The organism is Jiella mangrovi, from assembly GCF_017815135.1.
GTDB lineage: Bacteria > Pseudomonadota > Alphaproteobacteria > Rhizobiales > Rhizobiaceae > Jiella > Jiella mangrovi.
Window position 1 is genome coordinate 146,897 of sequence record NZ_JAGJCF010000004.1, and the last position, 19,658, is coordinate 166,554.

18 protein-coding genes are annotated in these 19,658 nt (G+C 64.2%); 11 read left to right on the plus strand and 7 right to left on the minus strand.

The features are described from left to right. The first annotated feature begins 429 nt into the window (after nucleotides 1-429). The 6 genes from J6595_RS08160 to J6595_RS08185 all read left to right on the plus strand — a co-directional run bounded on the left by J6595_RS08160 (nucleotide 430) and on the right by J6595_RS08185 (nucleotide 5,492). Nucleotides 430-2,040 carry a phosphoenolpyruvate carboxykinase gene (locus tag J6595_RS08160; RefSeq protein ID WP_209594163.1) on the plus strand — a complete coding sequence of 537 codons (1,611 nt, stop codon included), beginning with the start codon at nucleotides 430-432 and terminating at the stop codon, nucleotides 2,038-2,040. Between the two features lie 188 nt (nucleotides 2,041-2,228). Further along, nucleotides 2,229-2,663 (plus strand): alternative ribosome rescue aminoacyl-tRNA hydrolase ArfB, encoded by a 435-nt coding sequence (gene arfB / locus J6595_RS08165; protein WP_209593966.1) that lies wholly within the window; start codon nucleotides 2,229-2,231, stop codon nucleotides 2,661-2,663. 269 nt (nucleotides 2,664-2,932) lie between these two features. After that, entirely contained in the window at nucleotides 2,933-3,520 is a 588-nt protein-coding gene (locus tag J6595_RS08170) for a fasciclin domain-containing protein (RefSeq protein ID WP_209593967.1), read from the plus strand. A gap of 249 nt (nucleotides 3,521-3,769) precedes the next feature. Further along, on the plus strand, nucleotides 3,770-4,276 hold the full coding sequence (gene msrB, locus J6595_RS08175; RefSeq protein WP_209593968.1) for a peptide-methionine (R)-S-oxide reductase MsrB: 507 nt from the start codon (nucleotides 3,770-3,772) through the stop codon (nucleotides 4,274-4,276). 475 nt (nucleotides 4,277-4,751) lie between these two features. Continuing rightward, nucleotides 4,752-5,201 (plus strand): Hsp20 family protein, encoded by a 450-nt coding sequence (locus J6595_RS08180; protein ID WP_209593969.1) that lies wholly within the window; start codon nucleotides 4,752-4,754, stop codon nucleotides 5,199-5,201. A 36-nt stretch (nucleotides 5,202-5,237) separates the two neighbouring features. Further along, nucleotides 5,238-5,492 carry a BQ00720 family protein gene (locus J6595_RS08185; RefSeq protein WP_209593970.1) on the plus strand — a complete coding sequence of 85 codons (255 nt, stop codon included), beginning with the start codon at nucleotides 5,238-5,240 and terminating at the stop codon, nucleotides 5,490-5,492. Between the two features lie 201 nt (nucleotides 5,493-5,693). Here the strand turns inward: J6595_RS08185 and J6595_RS08190 are convergent, their stop codons facing one another. The 3 genes from J6595_RS08190 to J6595_RS08200 form a co-directional block, all read right to left on the minus strand. After that, entirely contained in the window at nucleotides 5,694-6,500 is an 807-nt protein-coding gene (locus J6595_RS08190; RefSeq protein WP_209593971.1) for an ATP-binding cassette domain-containing protein, read from the minus strand. Beyond that, nucleotides 6,476-7,546 carry an ABC transporter permease gene (locus tag J6595_RS08195; protein ID WP_209593972.1) on the minus strand — a complete coding sequence of 357 codons (1,071 nt, stop codon included), beginning with the start codon at nucleotides 7,544-7,546 and terminating at the stop codon, nucleotides 6,476-6,478. Before J6595_RS08195 ends, J6595_RS08190 begins: the two co-directional genes overlap by 25 nt. 235 nt (nucleotides 7,547-7,781) lie before the next feature. After that, nucleotides 7,782-8,810, minus strand: coding sequence for a sugar ABC transporter substrate-binding protein (locus J6595_RS08200; RefSeq protein ID WP_425342134.1), 1,029 nt, complete (start codon nucleotides 8,808-8,810; stop codon nucleotides 7,782-7,784). Nucleotides 8,811-9,083: 273 nt separating this feature from the next. On the opposite strand from J6595_RS08200, the gene J6595_RS08205 reads away from it, so the two are divergent. From J6595_RS08205 to J6595_RS08215, 3 genes are all read left to right on the plus strand, one after another. Next, the gene (locus J6595_RS08205; protein ID WP_209593974.1) at nucleotides 9,084-10,304 is read left to right on the plus strand and encodes an ROK family transcriptional regulator; all 1,221 of its coding nucleotides are present in this window, start codon (nucleotides 9,084-9,086) and stop codon (nucleotides 10,302-10,304) included. A gap of 398 nt (nucleotides 10,305-10,702) precedes the next feature. Continuing rightward, nucleotides 10,703-11,134, plus strand: a complete 432-nt coding sequence (locus J6595_RS08210; protein WP_209593975.1) for a universal stress protein — start codon at nucleotides 10,703-10,705, stop codon at nucleotides 11,132-11,134. 70 nt (nucleotides 11,135-11,204) lie between these two features. Continuing rightward, nucleotides 11,205-12,827 (plus strand): alanine/glycine:cation symporter family protein, encoded by a 1,623-nt coding sequence (locus J6595_RS08215; RefSeq protein ID WP_209593976.1) that lies wholly within the window; start codon nucleotides 11,205-11,207, stop codon nucleotides 12,825-12,827. A gap of 69 nt (nucleotides 12,828-12,896) precedes the next feature. Here J6595_RS08215 and J6595_RS08220 read toward each other — a convergent pair whose 3' ends face one another. From J6595_RS08220 to J6595_RS08230, 3 genes are all read right to left on the minus strand, one after another. After that, nucleotides 12,897-13,466, minus strand: coding sequence for a tyrosine-protein phosphatase (locus J6595_RS08220; RefSeq protein WP_209593977.1), 570 nt, complete (start codon nucleotides 13,464-13,466; stop codon nucleotides 12,897-12,899). A gap of 208 nt (nucleotides 13,467-13,674) precedes the next feature. Next, entirely contained in the window at nucleotides 13,675-14,259 is a 585-nt protein-coding gene (locus tag J6595_RS08225) for a DUF2585 family protein (RefSeq protein ID WP_209593978.1), read from the minus strand. Between the two features lie 141 nt (nucleotides 14,260-14,400). Then, nucleotides 14,401-15,999 carry a bifunctional metallophosphatase/5'-nucleotidase gene (locus J6595_RS08230; RefSeq protein ID WP_209593979.1) on the minus strand — a complete coding sequence of 533 codons (1,599 nt, stop codon included), beginning with the start codon at nucleotides 15,997-15,999 and terminating at the stop codon, nucleotides 14,401-14,403. Nucleotides 16,000-16,514: 515 nt separating this feature from the next. Between J6595_RS08230 and betA the strand changes: the two genes are divergently transcribed. After that, nucleotides 16,515-18,203: a choline dehydrogenase gene (betA, locus tag J6595_RS08235; RefSeq protein ID WP_245197705.1), complete on the plus strand. Its 1,689-nt coding sequence runs from the start codon at nucleotides 16,515-16,517 to the stop codon at nucleotides 18,201-18,203. After that, nucleotides 18,203-18,883 carry an endonuclease III domain-containing protein gene (locus tag J6595_RS08240; protein WP_209593980.1) on the plus strand — a complete coding sequence of 227 codons (681 nt, stop codon included), beginning with the start codon at nucleotides 18,203-18,205 and terminating at the stop codon, nucleotides 18,881-18,883. The genes betA and J6595_RS08240 overlap by 1 nt, the downstream gene beginning before the upstream one ends. Before the next feature lie 91 nt (nucleotides 18,884-18,974). On the opposite strand, the gene J6595_RS08245 is transcribed toward J6595_RS08240, so the two are convergent. Then, a complete protein-coding gene (locus J6595_RS08245) occupies nucleotides 18,975-19,322 on the minus strand; it encodes a response regulator (RefSeq protein WP_209593981.1) in 348 nt (115 codons plus the stop codon). Nucleotides 19,323-19,658: the final 336 nt, after the last annotated feature.

The window sequence follows — 19,658 nt, forward strand, 5'->3', positions numbered from 1 at the left end:
GCCAATTCGCACCACAAAGCGACGGATGAAACCCGTTCGGCGGTCGCGCCGGACATCTTCCCTTGCGTCGTATGGCGGTCGGATGGGCGATGCCTTCTCGAAGCGGGCTGGGATTCGTCCGCCATGATAGCAGACGGCGCCGACAAATCAGCTTTCTGATCGGACAGGTTTCAAGGCTTGCGGCCGGCACCGGCTGTGCGGGGCGGCGGCAGGGCCGATGTCGGGCATGATTTCGGCCGGCGGATTGGCCAGTCAATCCGTCCGCATCGAAGCATCGAAACGATTAGATTGAATACAAACCCGTCTAAATCGATTAAATTACTGAAATCGTTAAGTTTTACAGGTGGCGCTGCTTGCCCTGCACAAGTGTGTCGTCTATCTGTCTTCCGCAGCCGGGGCCGAAGGGCCGAGTTTTTCAGGAGGCGAGTGGTGGATCAAATCGGGACGCACAATCCGCAGAGCGGGATCGAAACGACGGGTCTGGAGGGGCTTTCCTCCATTCGCTGGAACCTGCCGGAGGCTGAACTCGTCGAGATTGCCCTGCGCCGGGGTGAGGCCCGCCTGACGGCCCACGGCGCCCTCGTCGCCACCACCGGCAAGCACACCGGCCGCTCGGCCAAGGACAAGTTCATCGTCCGCGACGAGACGACCGACCCGATCGTCTGGTGGGATAACAATGCCGCGATGGCGCCCGAGGCCTTCGAGCGCCTCTATGACGACTTCAAGGAGATGGCGAAGGGCCGCGACCTTTTCGTCCAGGATCTCATCGGCGGCGCCGACCCCGCCAATTCCATCACGGTGCGGGTCGTCACCGAATATGCCTGGCACTCGCTGTTCATCCGCAACCTTCTGATCCGCCCCTCAAAAGAGGCGCTTCAGGACTTCGTTCCCGAGATGACGATCATCGATCTGCCGAGCTTCCGGGCCGATCCCGAGCGTCACGGCTGCCGGACCGAGACGGTGATCGGCTGTGACCTTTCCCGCAACATCGTCCTCATCGGCGGCACGTCCTATGCCGGCGAGATGAAGAAGTCGGTGTTCACCGCTCTCAACTGGCGTCTGCCGGAAAAGGGCGTCATGCCGATGCACTGCTCGGCCAATGTCGGGCCGAAGGGCGACGGCGCGGTGTTCTTCGGCCTGTCGGGCACCGGCAAGACGACGCTTTCAGCGGACAAGACCCGCACGCTGATCGGCGACGACGAGCACGGCTGGGGCGAGAACGGCATCTTCAACTTCGAGGGCGGCTGCTACGCCAAGACCATTCGCCTCTCGGCCGAGGCCGAACCGGAGATCTTCGCCACCACCCGCCAGTTCGGCACGGTTCTCGAAAACGTCGTGCTCGATGAAAACCGCGTCCCGGACTTCGACGACGGCTCGCTGACCGAGAACACCCGCGCCGCCTATCCGCTGCACTTCATCGCCAACGCTTCGGAAAGCGGGCGCGGCAGCCATCCCAAGAACGTCATCATGCTGACGGCGGACGCCTTCGGCGTGTTGCCGCCCATCGCCAAGCTCACCCCGGCCGAGGCGATGTATCACTTTCTTTCGGGCTATACGGCCAAGGTCGCCGGCACGGAGAAGGGCGTCACCGAACCCGAGGCGACATTCTCGACCTGCTTCGGCGCGCCCTTCATGCCGCGCCATCCGACGGAATACGGCAATCTTCTGCGTGATCTGATCGCCCGCCACGGCACCGACTGCTGGCTCGTCAGCACCGGCTGGACCGGCGGCGCCTACGGCACCGGCAAGCGCATGCCGATCAAGGTCACGCGCCGGCTTCTCAATGCCGCGCTCGACGGCAGCCTGAACGACGCCGAGTTCCGGACCGACCCGAATTTCGGCTTCCAGGTTCCCGTCGAGGTGGAGGGCGTCGATCAGGCGATCCTCGATCCTCGTGCAACCTGGAGCGACAAGGCGGCCTATGACCGCCAGGCCGCAAAGCTCGTTTCGATGTTCGCCAAGAACTTCGAGCGCTTCGCCGACCACGTCGACGGTGACGTGGCGCAGGCCGCCCCCGTCATGCCGCTGGCGGCGGAATAGCCGTCGACGAACTCTTCGGGTCGAATCACGCTCGGCACTGGCCGGCGCTGGATCACGCAGTCGCCGCCGGTGCCGAAACTTCTTCAAGCGCAGCTCTGTGCGAGTTGCGGCCGTTCCGATAGGGTCGCGCCGGCTTCCCCCATGCCGTCCGGATGCGAGGAAGCGCGATTGCGGGGCGGAAGGACGAAATGGCGGAGATGGGAGACTTGCGGGTGACGGGATCCGTCACCTTGCCGGAGGCCGAACTCGAGGAGCAGTTCATCCGGGCGTCCGGGCCCGGCGGCCAGAACGTCAACAAGGTCTCGTCCGCCGTTCAGCTGCGCTATCTCGCGGCGCAGTCCTCGGCGATTTCATCCGACGTGAAACGGCGACTCTACCGGCTGGCCGGCCAGCGGGCCACCAAGGACGGCGACGTCCTGATCGAGGCTTCGCGTTTCCGCAGCCAGGAGAGAAATCGCGAGGATGCCCGCGAGAGGCTCGCCGAACTGTTGCGGGAGGCGGTCAAGCCGCCGCCCCCGCCGCGCAAGAAGACCCGGCCATCGAAGGGGGCGGTCGAACGCCGGATCAAGGCGAAGAAGGGGCGCTCCAGGATCAAGGCCATGCGGCGCTCGGTCGACGACTGAACCGGTGATGGTCGCCGCTAAGGGGCGGGGAGGGGCGCGGGGCGACGAACATCTTCGCAGCAGGTCGCCCGGCTTTCGCACGGATGATAAACTCGGGAAAAAGTAAGTCTCAAGAACTTCGCGATGTGACCCGCATGTGACGGATTTTCAGCGTCCAATAAATAAAGTGTTACTGAAGTATTTTGAAACCGGAAGACTGAGTTTTTCGTAGCTCCCGCATCCTCCTCCACCTGGAGGGGAATGACAGACCAATATTTGGGAGACGTTATATGTTGAAGACCCTGATCCGCACCGCCGCGATGACGACGCTTCTTGCTGGCGCCGTCGCCTTCTCGGGCGCAGCCTCCGCTCAGGACGCGATGGGCTCCGGCGACATGCCGATGGTCGGCGGCGCGCCGATGGATCCGCAGAAGACGATCGTCGAGAACGCCTCGACCGCCGACAATCTGACCACGCTCGTTGCGGCCGTGAAGGCGGCAGGTCTTGCCGAGACTTTGAGCGGCGACGGCCCCTTCACGGTCTTCGCGCCGACGAACGCTGCCTTCGAGAAGCTGCCGGCCGGCACCGTCGACGATCTTCTGAAGCCCGAAAACAAGGACAAGCTCACCAAGATCTTGACCTATCACGTGGTTCCGGCCAAGGCGACGTCCGAGGCCGCCATGCAGATGATCAAGGACGATGGCGGCAAGCATCCGGCCAAGACCGTCGAGGGCGGGGAAATCACGCTCGCCATGGACGGCGACAACATCGTCGTGATGGACGCCTCGGGCGGGACGGCGACCGTCACCCAGGCCGACGTGATGCAGTCGAACGGCGTGGTCCATGTGATCGACACGGTGCTGATGCCGGCGATGTAATCGGCGCCGCCGGCGGATCTGTCGCTGGCATCGACGAGCGCACCTCGAGTATGGTGCGTTGAAATCGGGGGCGGGGCGGCGTGTAACGATTGCCCTTCCGTCCCCGAACATATTCGTGAAGGCGTCGTCGGCTCGACTCCCTGGCGCAGACGACTTTCCTGCACCATCTCGATCGCGCAGGGGGCGGCACGCCGAACACCGCGACCCCGTCTCTTGCTCGCGAGCGGGACATGAATGGAGTGACTGGCGATGATCAGACGGAATTTCATCAAGGCGGGCCTTGCGGCAGGCGCGGCAGCGGTCGGCGCCGTGGCGCTCGGATGGCGCGGCGCGGGCGCGGCGCAGGAAAGCTTTCCGGTCTCGCACACCGACGCCGAATGGAAGAAGCTGCTGACGCCCGATCAATACGCGGTCCTGCGCAATGAAGCGACCGAAAGGCCGTTTTCCAGCCCGCTGAACGACAACAAGAAGGCCGGCATCTATGCCTGCGCCGGCTGCGATACGCCGGTCTATTCCTCCAAGACCAAATTCGATTCGGGCACCGGATGGCCGAGCTTCTGGGAGCCGATTTCGGCGACGGCGGTCGGTACGACGACCGACTACAAGCTGATCTATCCGCGCACCGAGGTGCATTGCGCCACCTGCGGCGGCCATCTCGGCCATGTATTCGACGACGGGCCGAAGCCGACCGGCAAGCGCCACTGCATCAACGGCGTCGCCCTGAATTTCAAGCCGGGCGCGACCGAAGCGTCCTGAGGTCGGTCGGCCGGAGCGAAGGCCGCCCCTCAATTGTAGGCGCGTGCGGGCGATCGAAACGCTGCGGCAGTCCGGCTCGGCCGTTTTTACCGATCGCCCATTGCCTGTCGGTCGCCGCTCTCTCGGCGGCTTGCCGCCTGATCGGGGCTGCGGAGGTGTTCCGGCATCGCCGCTCCTGCGCATCGAGACATCCTGGCGCCGTGGTACCGGCGTCGTGTCCGCGGCACGTCTCGACATCTCCGGCCATGAACCGAGGGGCGCCGCGCTCGCGTTGCAGGGTATCTTCGACGCAGTCAGCGCCGGTTCTCGGCGGTCTTCAACTCTTGGGAAGAATTTTGGCGCAGGATTGTCCTGAGCTGCTTTGCCCGCGTGCCGGCATTGAAGCGCGCCCCGGTCGACGCCATATCATCGGTTGGACGGGGGTGCTGGTTTCGGGCCCGCGTCGGTAAAGTCGCTTGACCAAGGACTTTCGTCGATGAATCGCATGACGCCTTTTTCCAGCCCGCTCCTGCTCGGCTTCGACAGCGTCGAGAAGACCCTCGAACGCATCGCGAAGGGGGGCGACGGCTATCCGCCCTACAATATCGAGCGTATCCGCGCCGCGGAGACCGCTGGCGAGGTGAAGGGGTGTGACCTTGGCGATCTCATTCGCATAACGCTCGCCGTCGCCGGCTTCCTGCCGGAAGATCTCGAGGTCACGGTGGAGGAGAACCAGCTCCTCATTCGCGGCCGCCAGAGCGACGACAGCGAACGTGAATATCTGCATCGGGGCATCGCCGCGCGGCAGTTCCAGAAATGTTTCCTCCTTGCCGATGGCATGCGGGTGATCGGAGCCGAGCTGAAGAACGGCCTGCTCCTGATCGATCTGGCGAAGCCGGAACCCGAACGCGTCGTCAGGAGAATTGAGATCGCGGTCAACGAATGACCGGATTTCGCGTTTGCCTTCACAAAGGAGACGATCATGGGTGATCATGCGACCAGCGAAACAGTTGCGTTCGACCTTGCCTCGCTCGGCGAAGGGCAGCTGGCCTATATGCGTCAGATGAGCTCTGACGAAATGCGTGCGCGCTTCCCGGCGGCGAAATCGATCCAGCCGGGTCTGAAGCTCTGGGCGCTGTTCGGCGCCGACGGCACGCCGCTTGCCGTGTCGGACGACCGTTCGAGCATCGTCGCGAGCGCGTCGCAGAACGAGCTTCTGACCGTCAGCGTGCACTGACGCTTCTGCGCGAGGCGCAAGCCTCGCGCGCGGGCGCGCGTCTTTCTCGCTCGCGTCCGGTCTGTGCCGGCTCATGGTCCGTGCCGGCTCTTTTGGCATCGGTCAGTGGCTCGGTCCTCGCCGCAGACCACGGCGCTGCGTCACACGCCGATCCCGGCCTTTTCGCCATCAAGCCCTGCAGCATCCCGTCGATGGCGCTTGTCAGGCGGCCATCATCGACTTTTCCGGCGTCTTCGCGCCGGTCATCAGAGCCACGGCGTCGTTCATCGAGGCGAGCTTCGGGTCGATCACGCAAAGGCGTTTGCCGAGCCGGTGGACGTGAATGCGGTCGGCGACCTCGAAGACATGTGGCATGTTGTGCGAGATCAGGACGATCGGCATGCCGCGCGAGCGCACGTCCTGAATGAGCTCCAGAACTTTTCGCGATTCTTTCACGCCGAGTGCGGCGGTCGGCTCGTCGAGGATGATCACCTTCGAGCCGAAGGCCGCCGCCCGCGCCACGGCGACGCCCTGGCGCTGGCCGCCGGAGAGCGTTTCCACCGTCTGGCCGATGTTCTGAATGGTCATCAGGCCGAGATCGGAGAGCTTTTCCCGGGCGATGCGCTCCATCGCCTTGCGGTCCAGCATTCGCAGATATTTGCCCGCGAAACCTTCCTTGCGGATCTCGCGACCGAGAAACATGTTGTCGGCGATCGACAGGGCCGGGGAGAGGGCAAGGTTCTGGTAGACCGTCTCGATGCCGGCCTCGCGCGCCTCGATGGGCGAGGTGAAGTGGACCTGCTCGCCATTCAGCCGGATCTCGCCCTCGTCGGGCACGACGGCGCCCGACAGCGTCTTGATCAGCGAAGACTTGCCGGCGCCGTTGTCGCCGATCACGGCGAGGATCTCGCCGGGGTAAAGGTCGAAATCGGCATTGTCGATGGCGGTGACGCGGCCGTAATTCTTGACGATGCCGCGGCCTGAAAGGACTGGTTGCCGAGCGCTCATGACGAAACCTTCCGGATCCATTGGTCGATCGCGACCGCGATGATGATCAGCCATCCTGTCGCGAACAGCTGCCACAGGACATCGACGCCGGCGAGTCTGAGGCCGGAGTTGAAGACGCCGACGATGAGGGCGCCGATCATCGGCCCCATGATCGAGCCCCTGCCGCCGAACAGCGAGATGCCGCCGATCACCACGGCGGTGATCGATTCCAGATTGGCCTCGAAGAACGAGGTCGGGCTGACCGAGCCGACGCGGCCGATCGAGGCCCAGGCGGCCACGGCGCAGATGCCGCCGGCGAGCATGTAGACCGAGACGAGCGTACGGTCGGTGCGGATGCCGGCGAGTTCCGCCGCCTCCTTGTCGTCGCCGATGGCGTAGACGTGTCGGCCCCAGGCGGTGCGATTGAGGACGAACCACAGGACGACGAAGATCACCACCATCAGGACGACACCCCAGGTGAGGACGGCGCCGCCGATGGTGAAGCGCTCGCCGAAGAGTTTCAGAAGCGGCGCTTCGGCGTCGAGGGTCTGGGAGCGGATCGTCTCGCGATTGGAGAAATAGTAGTTCAGCGCCAGAAAGATGTTCCAGGTGCCGAGCGTGGTGATGAAGGGCGGCAGCCGCACCTTGGTCACCAGGAGACCGTTGAGAAGGCCCGTGCCGGCGCCGCAGACAAGGCCGAGAAGGATGGCAACCGGCACCGGGATGCCGAACTCGACGCTCAGGCGGCCCATGATCACCGAGATCATCACCATCACCGCCGCGACCGAAAGGTCGATGCCGGCCGTCAGGATGACGAGGCTCTGCGCCGCGGCGAGAATGCCGACGATGGCCACCTGCTGCATGATCAGCGAGAGATTGAAGGCGGAGAAGAAATTCGGTGCGGCAATGCCGAAGGCGGCCACCGACAGGAGCAGCACGATCACCGGAACCATGGTCGGGCTGCCATGGAGGAAATGCTGCGCCGTTCCGAGGGCGCCGCGGCGGCGTGGCTTGAAGGCGGCCACCGCGCGATCGCTGTCCTTCAGCGAGGATTCGTAGTCGTTGTCGCGACTCTTCGTTTCGCTCATGGCGATTTTTCCTCGGGCTTTGAGGGGCGGCCCGCCGGCCGGTGCGTCCGGCGGTGCCATGGCGAAAGGCCCGCAGCGCCGATCTGACGATCCATCCGACAGGGGCGTCTCGCGGCCTTGGGCGAGCCGATGGATGCATGATCCGACGGCTTGGGGCGCTGCCTTCTGCGCCAACGCACCGCACAATCCCGATCAAGGGCGGCGATGCGTCGGAGTCAGGGTCAGATCGCCGGGGTCAGCCCCAGCAGCGATCGAGGCCTTCCTTGACCGAAATCGAGGGCACCCCATCCACCGGCTTGTCGGTGACGAGGTTGACGCCGGTGTTGACGAAGTCGAGCCCGTCGGTCGGCTTGGGCACGGTGCCGTCCTTGGCGAACTGGGCGATCGCCTCAATGCCCTTGGAGGCCATCAGCAGCGGATATTGCTGGGACGTCGCGCCGATGACGCCTTCCTGGACGTTCTTGACGCCCGGGCAGCCGCCGTCGACCGAGACGATCAGGACACCGTCTTCCATGCCGAAGGACTTCAGCGCCTCGTAGGCGCCGGCTGCGGCCGGTTCGTTGATTGTGTAGACGACGTTCACGTTGGGATCCTTCTGGAGAAGGTTCTCCATGGCGGTGCGCCCGCCTTCCTCGTTGCCCGAGGTGACGTCGTGGCCGACGATGCGCGGATCGTCCTCGTCGCCGATCGTCTTCTCGTCCTTGATGTCGACGCCGAAGCCCTTGAGGAAACCCTGGTCGCGCAGGACGTCCACCGACGGTGCCGCCGGAGAGAGGTCAAGCAAGGCGATCTTGGCGTCTGCCGCCTTGTCGCCGAGGGTCGCCTTCGCCCACTCGCCGATCAGTTCGCCGGCCTTGAAGTTGTCGGTGGCAAAGGTCGCATCGGCGGCGTCGATCGGCTCGAGCGGGGTGTCGAGGGCGATGACGAGAATGCCGCGATCGCGCGCCTCCTTGACGACGCCGGTGATCGCCTTGGTGTCCGAAGCGGTGATCAGGATGCCCTTGGCGCCGGCCGCGATGCAGCTCTCGACCGCCTGGACCTGCGTCTCGTGGTCGCCATCGACCTTGCCGGCATAGGTGGACAGCTTGACGCCGAGCTCCTTGGCCTTCTCGGTGGCGCCTTCCTTCATCTTGACGAAGAACGGATTGATGTCCGTCTTGGTGATCAGGCAGGCGCTTACGTCGCCGCTCTGGGCGAGAGCCGGCGCTGCGAAGGCGCAAGCGGACGACAGAATCGTGCCTGCAATGAGGGTGCGGATCTTCACGTGATATTCCTCCCGAAACCGTTGGTCGCGCCGGACTTCACCAGCGTCGTCCGATCGACCTCCAAATCGACCGGCTCGCAACAAGGAACATGATGGCGCGCGCCTTGTCAACAATTATAATTCATCTGGATTTATCTATTGGGCCATGTATCATCGTCCACGGGTGGTTGTGCTGCCGCTGCAATGATAGCCTTGCGCAAGTCCCTTCGTGCCTGACCGGGGAGACGCGCGGCGCATGCGGCGAAGGCGCGAGGTGACGGTGGGAGGACCTTGATGGAAAGAGGGTTTGACGGCAACGGGATGGACGCGGCGGAGGGCCGCATGCGCGGCTCCAACCAGTCTGGCCTCAGGGCCCACAACAAGCGCGCGGTGCTGTCGCTGATCAGGCGCAACGGCCGTCTTGCCAAGGCCGAGATCGCCCGGCGCACGGGGCTGTCGCCGCAGACCGCTTCGGTCATCATGCGGGCCCTGGAGGCGGAGGAACTCGTGCTGCGCGATCAGCCGCAGCGTGGCCGTGTCGGCCAGCCCTCGATCCCGATGCGGCTCAACCCCGACGGCGCCTTCGCGCTCGGGCTGAAGATCGGCCGGCGTTCGGTCGATCTCGTCCTGATGGATTTCACAGGGCGGATCAGGGGGCACGAGCGGATCGCTTATCCGTTTCCGAGGCTGCAACAGGTGATCGACTTCGTCGCGGAAGCCGAGCCGAAGCTGCGGGGCTTGCTGCCGGCCAGGCTCGGTCGCCGGATCACCGGTCTCGGCGTCGCCCTGCCATACGAACTCTGGTCCTGGGCCGACGAGATCGGCGCCCCGATGGGCATCATGGACGAGTGGCGCGATCTTGACGTGCGCTCGGCGCTTGCGGCGGTGACCGACCTGACCGTGAACGTCGCCAATGACGCGACGGCGGCCTGCGCGGCGGAGAACGTGTTTGGATCCACGCAGTCGGCCGACTTCGTCTACTTCTTCGTCGGCGCCTTTATCGGCGGCGGCATCGTGATGAATGGCGATCTCGTCTCGGGCCGGCTCGGCAATGCCGGCGCCGTCGGCTCGATGCCCATTCCAAGAGAAGAGGGCGGCTACGCGCAGCTGATCAACTTCGCCTCGCTGCACCTTCTGGAAAAGATGTACGAGGCAGAGGGCGGCGACGCGCTCGCCCTGTGGCGCGGCAAGGTCTCCTGGGAGAGTTTCGGGCCGCTGCTCGAGCGCTGGCTCGACAGGGCAGCCTACGGGCTTGCCCATGCGATCGTTTCTGCATCGTCCATCTACGACTTCGAATCCGCCGTGATCGACGGCCGTTTTCCCGCAAACGTGCGCAGCCAGCTCGTCGAGCGCACGGCGGCCGCGATCGAAAAGATCAACCGCCAGGGACTGGCGCCCGTGACCCTCAGGGCGGGAACGATCGGCACCGATGCGCGCGAGATCGGCTCGGCAAGCCTGCCATTCTTCGCGCATTATCTGCTCGATCATCAGGTGCTGTTCACCGAGGCCGATTGATCTCTTCGACGCCGGTGAAGCGGCGGCCGCGCGCGTCATTCCGGCGCGCTTGCGGGGGGGGGGGGGCGAAATGGCTGCTTGCGAGCATCCCCCCGCGGCGATCGGCATCATCCAGGCCAAGCTCGAGAGCTCTCGCGCGTTCATCGACCGCTTTCGCTGCCGCGGCTGAGATGCCGCCGTTTCGCAAGATACAGCAGACGCGCTCTGGTCCGTTTCTAGGCGGACCTGACGCCCGCCGGCTCGTGTGATCCATGAAAAAAGCCCTTAGAATCAGATGCTTGAATCTGTCTTGCCGGTTTTTTGCACAAGAAAGTTGCCATCGATGAAATTGATGTTAACGTAACCGTAATGAATGGATTGCCAGCGGCTTCGGCCCTGATGTGACGGACGGGTGACATATGGCCAGCGAGATTTTCGTCGTCGCCTATGACGGGGCCGACCGGGGTGTCGTCGATTATGCGGCAAAGCGTGCCAAGGCGAGCGGCGCTGCGATCTGCCTCGTTCACGTGCTGCAATGGTCGCCTTACAGCTTCCTGACGCCCGAGGAGCTGGAGGAGCGCAAGATGCGCCGGCGCCAGGAGCTCGATCGGGCGAGCGGCGCCCTCGTCGATCCGCTCGTCGCCGAACTGAAGGGCGCCGGCCTCGAAGTCGAAAGCGAGATCCGCTTCGGCTCGCCCACCGCGGTCATTCTCGACGTCGCCGGCGACAAGGGCGCCTGCCAGATCTTCGTCGGCCGTTCCGGCAAATCCGGCCTCGAAAACAAGATCTTTGGCAGCGTGACCCTCGGTCTCGCCCAGGCCGCGACCATCCCGACGGTCATCGTCCCGTGATCGGGCGCAGAACGAGGGCTGCAAGTTTCGATTCTGAGTTCCGTATCGTCCCGCATTGAGGAATCTGTCCATGCGTGTATTCGGCCGACTGTTCTCTTTCCTGATCCTCATGCTGGCCCTTGCCGGGCCGGCTCTCGCCCAGGAAGCGGAAGAGGGGGGCGGCAATACGGCGTCGATCGATGCCTGGATGAACAGTGTCGTCGGGCCGGTGACCTCTCCCTTCGTCAGTTTCATCTTCGCTTCGATCCCGGGCACCGAACTGCCCTGGATCGTGCTCTGGCTGATTACGGCGGCGGCGATCTTCACGGTCTATTTCGGCTTCGTTCAGTTTCGCATGGTGCCCCATGCGATCCAGCTGGTGCGCGGGCGCTACACCTCGCCCGACGCCGCCGGTGAGGTCACCCATTTTCAGGCGCTGGCGACGGCGGTCTCGGGCACGGTCGGGCTCGGCAACATCGCCGGCGTCGCCGTCGCGGTGTCTGTCGGCGGTCCGGGCGCCACCTTCTGGATGATCCTGTCCGGCCTTCTCGGCATGGCCTCGAAATTCACCGAATGTACCCTCGGCGTGAAATATCGCACCGAATATCCCGACGGTCGCGTCTCGGGCGGGCCGATGCACTATCTGAAGAAGGGCATGGCCGAGATCGGCCACACCACCTTCGGCAAGGTTCTGGCCGTGTGTTTCGCGGTGTGCTGCGTTCTCGCCTCCTGGGGCGGCGGCAATATGTTCCAGGCCAACCAGGCCCATTCCCAGCTCGTCGTCATCACCGGCGGCGATGCGAGCTTCCTCGCCGATCGCGGCTGGATCACCGGCCTCGTCATGGCGGTCGTCGTCTTCCTCGTCATCGTCGGCGGCATCAAGTCGATCGCAAGGGTGACCGAAAAGCTGGTGCCCTTCATGGGCATCCTTTATCTCGCCGCGGCGCTGATCGTCATCTTCGCCAATATCGACCAGATCGGCGCGGCATTCGCGGAAATCTTCGAGGGCGCCTTCACAGGGCTCGGCGTCGCCGGCGGTCTGATCGGCGCGCTGATCCAGGGCCTGAGGCGCGCGACCTTCTCCAACGAGGCCGGCATCGGCTCGGCGGCCATCGCCCACTCGGCTGTGCAGACCAAGCATCCGGTGACGGAGGGCTTCGTCTCGATGCTGGAGCCCTTCATCGACACGGTCATCATCTGCACCGCGACGGCTCTCGTCATCACCATCTCCGGTGTCCTGCAGCAGGATCCGGCGACCGGGCTCTATGTCTGGGACGAAGCGGCCGGTCAGATCGCCACCACCAACAATCTGTCGGGCGTCGAGCTGACCTCCGCGGCCTTCGGAACGAGGATCACATGGTTCCCCTATGTGCTCGCTCTCGCGGTGGTTCTCTTCGCCTTTTCGACGATGATCTCCTGGTCCTATTACGGCGTGAAGGCCTGGTGCTTCCTCTTCGGCGACAACTACACCTCCGAGCTGATCTACAAGCTGCTTTTCTGCCTGTTCGTCGTTCTCGGAGCGGCCGTCAGCCTCGGCGCGGTGCTCGACTTCTCCGACGCCTCGCTGTTCGCCATGGGCATCTTCAACATCATCGGCCTGTATTTCCTGGCACCGATCGTGAAGCGGGAGATGACCAGCTACATCGCGAAGCTGCGCGGTGGCGAGATCCCGAAATTTCCCAAAGGCGCAGGCGCGACCAGCCCGGCGGAGTGATACGGCGGGCGGTTGCAGGCCGGCAAGGTTGCGCGGCCGCCGCTTTCTTTCAGGCTCGTCTTCTCTCTGTCAGGAGCCGTAATAACCGAGCGACGGCTCGAGGCGTTCGAAGGTATCGTCCATCGCTTCGGCCGGAAAGAAGGGCAGGCCGATATGCCCGTAGACGATCGACAGCTGCCCCTCGGCGGTCTCCTCGTCCGATTTCAGCCGATGGGCGAGATAGAGAGCCGACGCCAGTCCCGAGCGGTCGGAGCCCGACATGCAATGGATGAGAACGGGTTTGGGCGCCGCGTCGATGGCCGCGTAGAAGGCGGTGACCTGCTTGTCGCTGAGGGGCTTGCTGGCGGACCAGCCGAGATCGATCAGTTCGATGCCGTTCCGCTCCGCGATCTGCTCCTCGCCTCTCCACCATGCATGGTCCGGATGGCGCCCGCGAAGATTGATGATCGTCCGAATCCCCCTCTCGTCGACGAGCGCTTGCAGGGCTGCCGGGGAGAGGGTTCCCGAGCGGTAGAGTTCGCCGGCTATGACCGTATGGACGTTGCCGGTGACATGCTCGAGGCCGAGATAGGCCGCGCCGAAAACCAGCCCGCCGCTCAAGGTCAGGACGATCCGCCGGACGGATCTGGTCAGTCTCACGCTTGCTTCCCGCGATTGCCGTGCTTCCGTCTCGAGAGACCCCGAACCAACTGACGGCGGTTAGAGCGCCGTGCGTCTGAATGGACGCACGCAGGACGGTCTAAACCTTTGAATTGAGACATCTTTCTTTCCAAAAATCGAGTTCGATCTTTGCCGATGCTGTCAGAATCGAACGCCGATATTGCGGCAATTCTCCGGCTGAGTGCGCTCAGGCGCCCGCCTGCCACTCTTTCACCGCCTCGATCGGCCAGAGCAGCATCAGGACGTTGAGCGTCAGGTTGTCGCGGATGATTGCGCCGACGACGATTTCGAGGGTGATGGCGATCACGATCGTCAGCCAGACCGGCAGCCTGCCCGCCAGCCAGAAACCGAGCGCCATGAAGCCGATGTCCGACAGCGAATTGAGGATCGAATCGCCGGCATAATCGAGCGAGATCGTCGTCTCGCGGTAGTGGTTGATCACGGCGTCCGTGTTCTCGACGATCTCCCAGGCGCATTCGACGAGAAGGGCGAGGATCAGCCGGGGCGCGAAGCCGTAGCGGCGCATGATCAGCCAGGTTCCGCCGAAAAACAGAAAGCCGTGGATGAGATGGGACGCGGAGTACCAGTCCGACAGGTGCTGGGAGTTTTCCGGGCTGTTGACGACGCCCCACCACAGCCTGACCTCGCCGCAGGGGCAGATCGGATTGCGCCCCATGGCAAAGAGGATCGCCGCCGTTGCGGCGACGATGGCAAGGCCGATCAGGGTGTAGCGCAGACGGCGTGACCTGGTGGCGGAGGAGGATTGCGGCACGAAACGCTCCAGACAAGCGAAGGCCCGCCAGAGGGCGGGCCACCTGAATGATCGCTTATCGCGGTTCGGCACGCCGGGCAAACAGGGCGTCAAATCCGCTCTCAGTCAGCGGTGCGGTCGCACCGCCGCACCTTCGCCGGCTCAGTCCGCGGCGGTGATGCGGCCGTCGGTGTAGGGCTCGTAGGGAATGTTGTCCTTGGCGAGATATTCGGACACCACCTCGTCGAGCGCCGGGCCGAAGTCGTAGGCATCCGTCCCCTTCTCGGCGAAGACCGTATAGCCGTCGCCGCCCGAGCGCATGTAGTTGTTCGAGACGACGAGATAGGTCGCGTCCGGGTCGAGCGGAACCGTTTCATCGCCCTGTTCGACCATCACCTCCTTGATACGCTCCCCCGGCTTGGCGGATTTCGACCAGGTGAACTGCAGACCGGCGACCTGCGGAAACCGGCCGGCGCCTTCCTCGACCTGCGAAACGCCGTTTTCGAGCGCGGCCTTGAGGTCCGAACCCTTCAGCTTGAAGGTCGCAAGCGTGTTCTGGAATGGCAGGACGGTAAGCACCTCGCCCATGGTGACGGGGCCCTTGTCGATCGAGGCCCTGAGCCCGCCACCATTGGTGATGGCGATCTCGACGCCCTGGTCCTTGACGCGGTCCAGCATCGCATCGGCGACGAGGTCGCCCATCTCACATTCGCCGGCGCGGCAGGTGTCGCGCGATCCGTCGATCGGGGCGGTCGTCTCGGCGACGACCTTCTTGCGGATTTCATCCAGCGGCTTGGCGAGTTCGGCGACGCGCTCCTTGAGCTTGGTGTCCTCGGCGATCTTGCCGTCGAGAATGAGCGGCTGGCCGGACGCCGCCGTGACGACGCCGTCGTCATCGAAGGTGACGCTGAGTTCGCCGAGATACTTGCCGTAGGCATAGGCCTGGACGATCGGCACGTCGTGGCCGTCGGGGCCCTTCACCATGGTCGGGTAGGGGCCTTCGGCCTTGTCGTCGGTGTTGGACAGGAGCGAATGGCTGTGTCCGCCGACGATGACGTCGATCCCCGGCACTTCGGCGGCGATGCGCTGATCTTCCTTGTAGCCGGAATGGCTGAGGAGGATGATCTTGTCGACGCCCGCATCGGTCAGCTTCTTGACCTCGCGTTTCAGGGCCTCGGTCGGGTCCGAGAAGGTGATGGCCTTGCCGGGGCTCGACAGCTCGCCGGTGTCGGCAGGAGCGACGCCGAGGAGGCCGATCTTCTCGCCCTTCTTCTCGATGATGGTCGAGGGTTTGACGACGTCGGCAAGTTCGGGGTCTTTCGAGACGTCGGCATTGGCAAGAAGCACCGGGAAGTCGACGGCCTTGATGAAGGCGGTGAGGACCTCCGGCCCGTCGTCGAATTCGTGGTTGCCGACGGTCATCGCCTCATAGCCGAGGTCGTTCATCAACTCCGCGGCCGCCTTGCCCTTGTACTCGGTATAGAAAAGCGTGCCCTGGAACTGGTCGCCGCCATCGACGAGGATGGGGTTTTCAGCCGCTGATTTGGCTTCGCGAAGAGCCGTCAGGAGCCGCGCCGAGCCGCCAAAGCACTTGTCTTCCTTGATATCGTCGCCTTCGCAGGTCGAGTCGTATTTGTTGATGGGCTCGACCCGGCTGTGGAAGTCGTTGGTGTGGAGAATCGTCAGCGTGTAGTCGGCGAAGGCGGGGCTTGCCGAAACCGACATGAGCATTCCTGCCGAAAGGATCTTGCGCAGCTTCATCGTGACCCGTTTCCCTCAATGATTGCCTGACAGCCAAAGTAGCAAAGGCGCCGGCGCGAGGCCATCGCGCATTTCCGTGATTTCAACGGTTTCTGCGGCTTTGCAGTCGTCTCCGGTCATCAGCTCCGTGAACGGTCAAGTGTCATGCCGCTCGCCGAGGGATGGTCGCCCGCCCGCATGTCGTTGTCTCGCTGGGAGCTGGCTCTGGCGATCGACATCGACAGGGCATCGGCGCGGTCTTTAGGGGCAAAGGACGAGGGTGCAGGCCAGGACGAGATCGCTCGTCGCGGGTTCGTCGGTGGTGCGGGCATCGCGGAGAACTCTGGTCGAAAGCAGCGGCCCGTGCGTCCGGCGACGGCTGCCGCGTCGTCCGGGGCAGGCCTTTTCTCACGGCGCCGATGCCATTATCGCTCTTTTCCGATGTCGCCGCGCCCTATCTCCAGCCAGCAGCCGTTGGTTCGGCGATTCCTGCCTGCGTCAGACGACGCGTCATCAAAAAGAGAGATCGAGGCTCAATGAAGACCATCGACGAAGCCGACTATGTCATCGTTGGCTCCGGATCCGCCGGTTCAGCTCTCGCTTACCGCCTGTCGCAGAATGGCCGCTACGAGGTCCTCGTCATCGAGGCTGGCGGAACGGATGCGGGCCCGTTTATCCAGATGCCCGGCGCGCTCTCCTTCCCGATGAACATGCGCCGCTATGACTGGGGCTATGTCGCCGAACCGGAAAAGACGCTTGCCGGCCGCCGCCTCGTCACGCCGCGCGGGCGGGTGATCGGCGGTTCCTCCTCGATCAACGGCATGGTGTATGTGCGTGGTCACGCGCTCGACTACGAACACTGGGCGTCGAGCGGCGCTGCCGGTTGGGCCTATGCGGACGTCCTTCCCTATTTCAAACGCATGGAGAATTTCCATGGCGGCGCGGGACGCGGTGTCGATCCCGCTTGGCGGGGCACCGCCGGGCCGCTGCACGTCAAGAATGGCGACATGGAGAACCCGCTCTACGAGGCCTTCATCGACGCGGGGCGGCAGGCCGGCTATCCGGTCACCGACGACTACAATGGCGAACGCCAGGAGGGCTTCGGCCCGATGCAGCAGACCATCTGGCAGGGTCGCCGCTGGTCCGCCGCCAATGCCTATCTTCGCGATGCGCTGAAGCGCGACAATTGCCGGCTGCTTCATGGCCAGGCGCTGCGCGTTGCGATCGACCCGCGCAGCAGCCGCGCCACCGGCGTCGTCCTCGGCTCCTCCAGGCGCGTCTCGGGGGTGGTGAAGGCACGGCGCGAGGTGGTGCTGGCCGCCGGCTCGATCAACTCGCCGCTTCTGCTCATGCATTCGGGCATCGGCGATCCGGCCGAGCTTTCCCGTCACGGCATTGCCGTCACGTCGCCGCGCAGGGGCGTCGGCAGAAACCTGCAGGATCATCTGGAGCTCTACATCCAGGAAACCTGCCTCCAGCCCATCACGCTCAACGGCTATCTCGATCTGTTCTCGAAGGGGCGCGTCGGCCTCGAATGGATGATGCTGCACACCGGTTACGGCGCCACCAACCATTTCGAGGCGGCGGCCTTCATTCGCTCCGACGCCGGCATCGAATATCCCGACATCCAGTACCACTTCCTGCCGGGCGCCATTCGCTACGACGGCAAGGCGGCGGCGCCGGGCCATGGCTACCAGTCCCATGTCGGGCCGATGCGCTCGAAATCGCGCGGCGAGATCAGGCTGAAGAGTTCGAGTCCGACGGAGCCGCCCTCGATCCGCTTCAACTACATGTCCCATCCCGACGACTGGACCGAATTCCGCAAGGCGATCCGTCTGACCCGCGAGATCTACGCCCAGGACGCCTTCGAGCCCTATCGCGGCCCGGAAATCCAGCCGGGTGCCGAGGCGAAGACCGACGAGGATCTCGACCGCTTCGTTTCCGAACATGCCGAGAGCGCCTATCACCCCTGCGGTACCGCGCGGCTTGGCGACAGGGACGACGAGATGGCGGTGGTCGATCCCGACTGCCGGGTCATCGGCGTCGAGAACCTGCGCCTCGCGGATTCCTCGATCTTTCCGCGCATCACCAACGGCAATCTCAACGGCCCCTCGATCATGGTCGGCGAGAAGGCCGCCGATCATATTCTCGGCGAGGGGATGCTGGCGCCGGAGCCTTCGAACAAGCCCTGGATCAACCCGGACTGGCAGACGAAACAGCGCTGATGGCTGAAGGGGCGGCGGCTGGTTCGAAGCGAGTCCTGTCGGCGCAGGAGACCGAAACGGTCTTCCGCCGGCTCTCGCAGCACATGCCCGGCCGCACGCCCACCGCCAAGGGGCCGAAGGATCAGCCCGATCCGTTCCGGTCCGTCATCTCGTGCCTGCTTTCCGCCCAAAGCCGCGACGTCAACACGGCTGCGGCGACGAAAGCCCTGTTCGAGCTGGCGACGACGCCGGAAGGGATGCGTGAGCTGTCGCAGGAGACGATTGCGGCAGCGATCAAACCCTGCGGGCTCTACAACATGAAGGCCCGCAATATCGAAAGGCTCTGCCGATTCCTGATCGAGGAACTGGATGGCACGGTTCCCGCGACGCGGGAGGGGTTGATGCAGCTTCCCGGCATCGGCCGCAAATGCGCCGACATCGTCCTGAGCTTCACCTTCGGAAAGGACGTCATCGCCGTCGATACCCATGTCCACCGTGCCGCCAACCGCATCGGCCTGACAGGCGCGAAGACGGCGGACGAAACCGCGCGGCAACTGGAAGCGGCCGCGCCGAAATGGGCCCTGCGCGACGGGCATTTCTGGCTGATACAGTTCGGAAAGGCGGTCTGCCTCTCGCGCCGGCCGAAATGCGACGCCTGTTTCCTGGCCGATATCTGCCGTTTCAACGCCGTCACGGATTGAGCGCCGCCACGACGACGAAAAACCGCCGACACCCGAAGAAAGGATGCCGGCGGCTGCGCGATTCCAGAACAGTGCCGCTATTAGGCTGCGATCATGCCGCTAGCGGCAAGACGGCCTCGATCTCCTGCGGCTCGAAGGGTTTGCTCACTTGTGGCACCATCTGCATCTCGCCGGGGATGCTCTCGGTCGTGGCCGAAACGAAGCAGAACGGAACCTCGGCGTCCATCAGCATCTGCGCCACCGGAAGCGACGTCGAGCCGTCGCGGCCCAGCTGGAGATCGAGCAGAGCGAAGTCGATGCGCCGGTCACCGTCCTTCATATAGACCATCGCCTCTGCCAGCGTCGATGCGACGACGACGTCGTCGGCGAACCGCCCGCTCACGATCTCTTCCAGATCGACGGCAATGATCGGTTCGTCCTCGAGAATAAGAATCGTCATGATTTTGCCCTTCCTTGGCCAGAGGAATGAGCGGAGTCCGAATTGGTTGCGCTGGGGTGCCGAAATCAGAAACAATATGACGCGATTTTGACACAATATTCGCGAGGGCCGCCGGCCATCGCCTCGTTCGAGGTTCGACAGGCGACCGGGCGGGCATGGCCAGTCCGGGTCTCGACAAGAGGCTCCAAGACGAAGACTGGAGCTTGCGCCCCCGCGCATGCGAGCCGCCAGATTCGAAGGTCGGGCGTGCTGGTCGTTTCCTTGCGGGGCGTCGGCCGAAACCTTGCGTCAGGCCCGTCTCGAGATTCCGACAATTTCATCTTGGCCGCTGTTTCG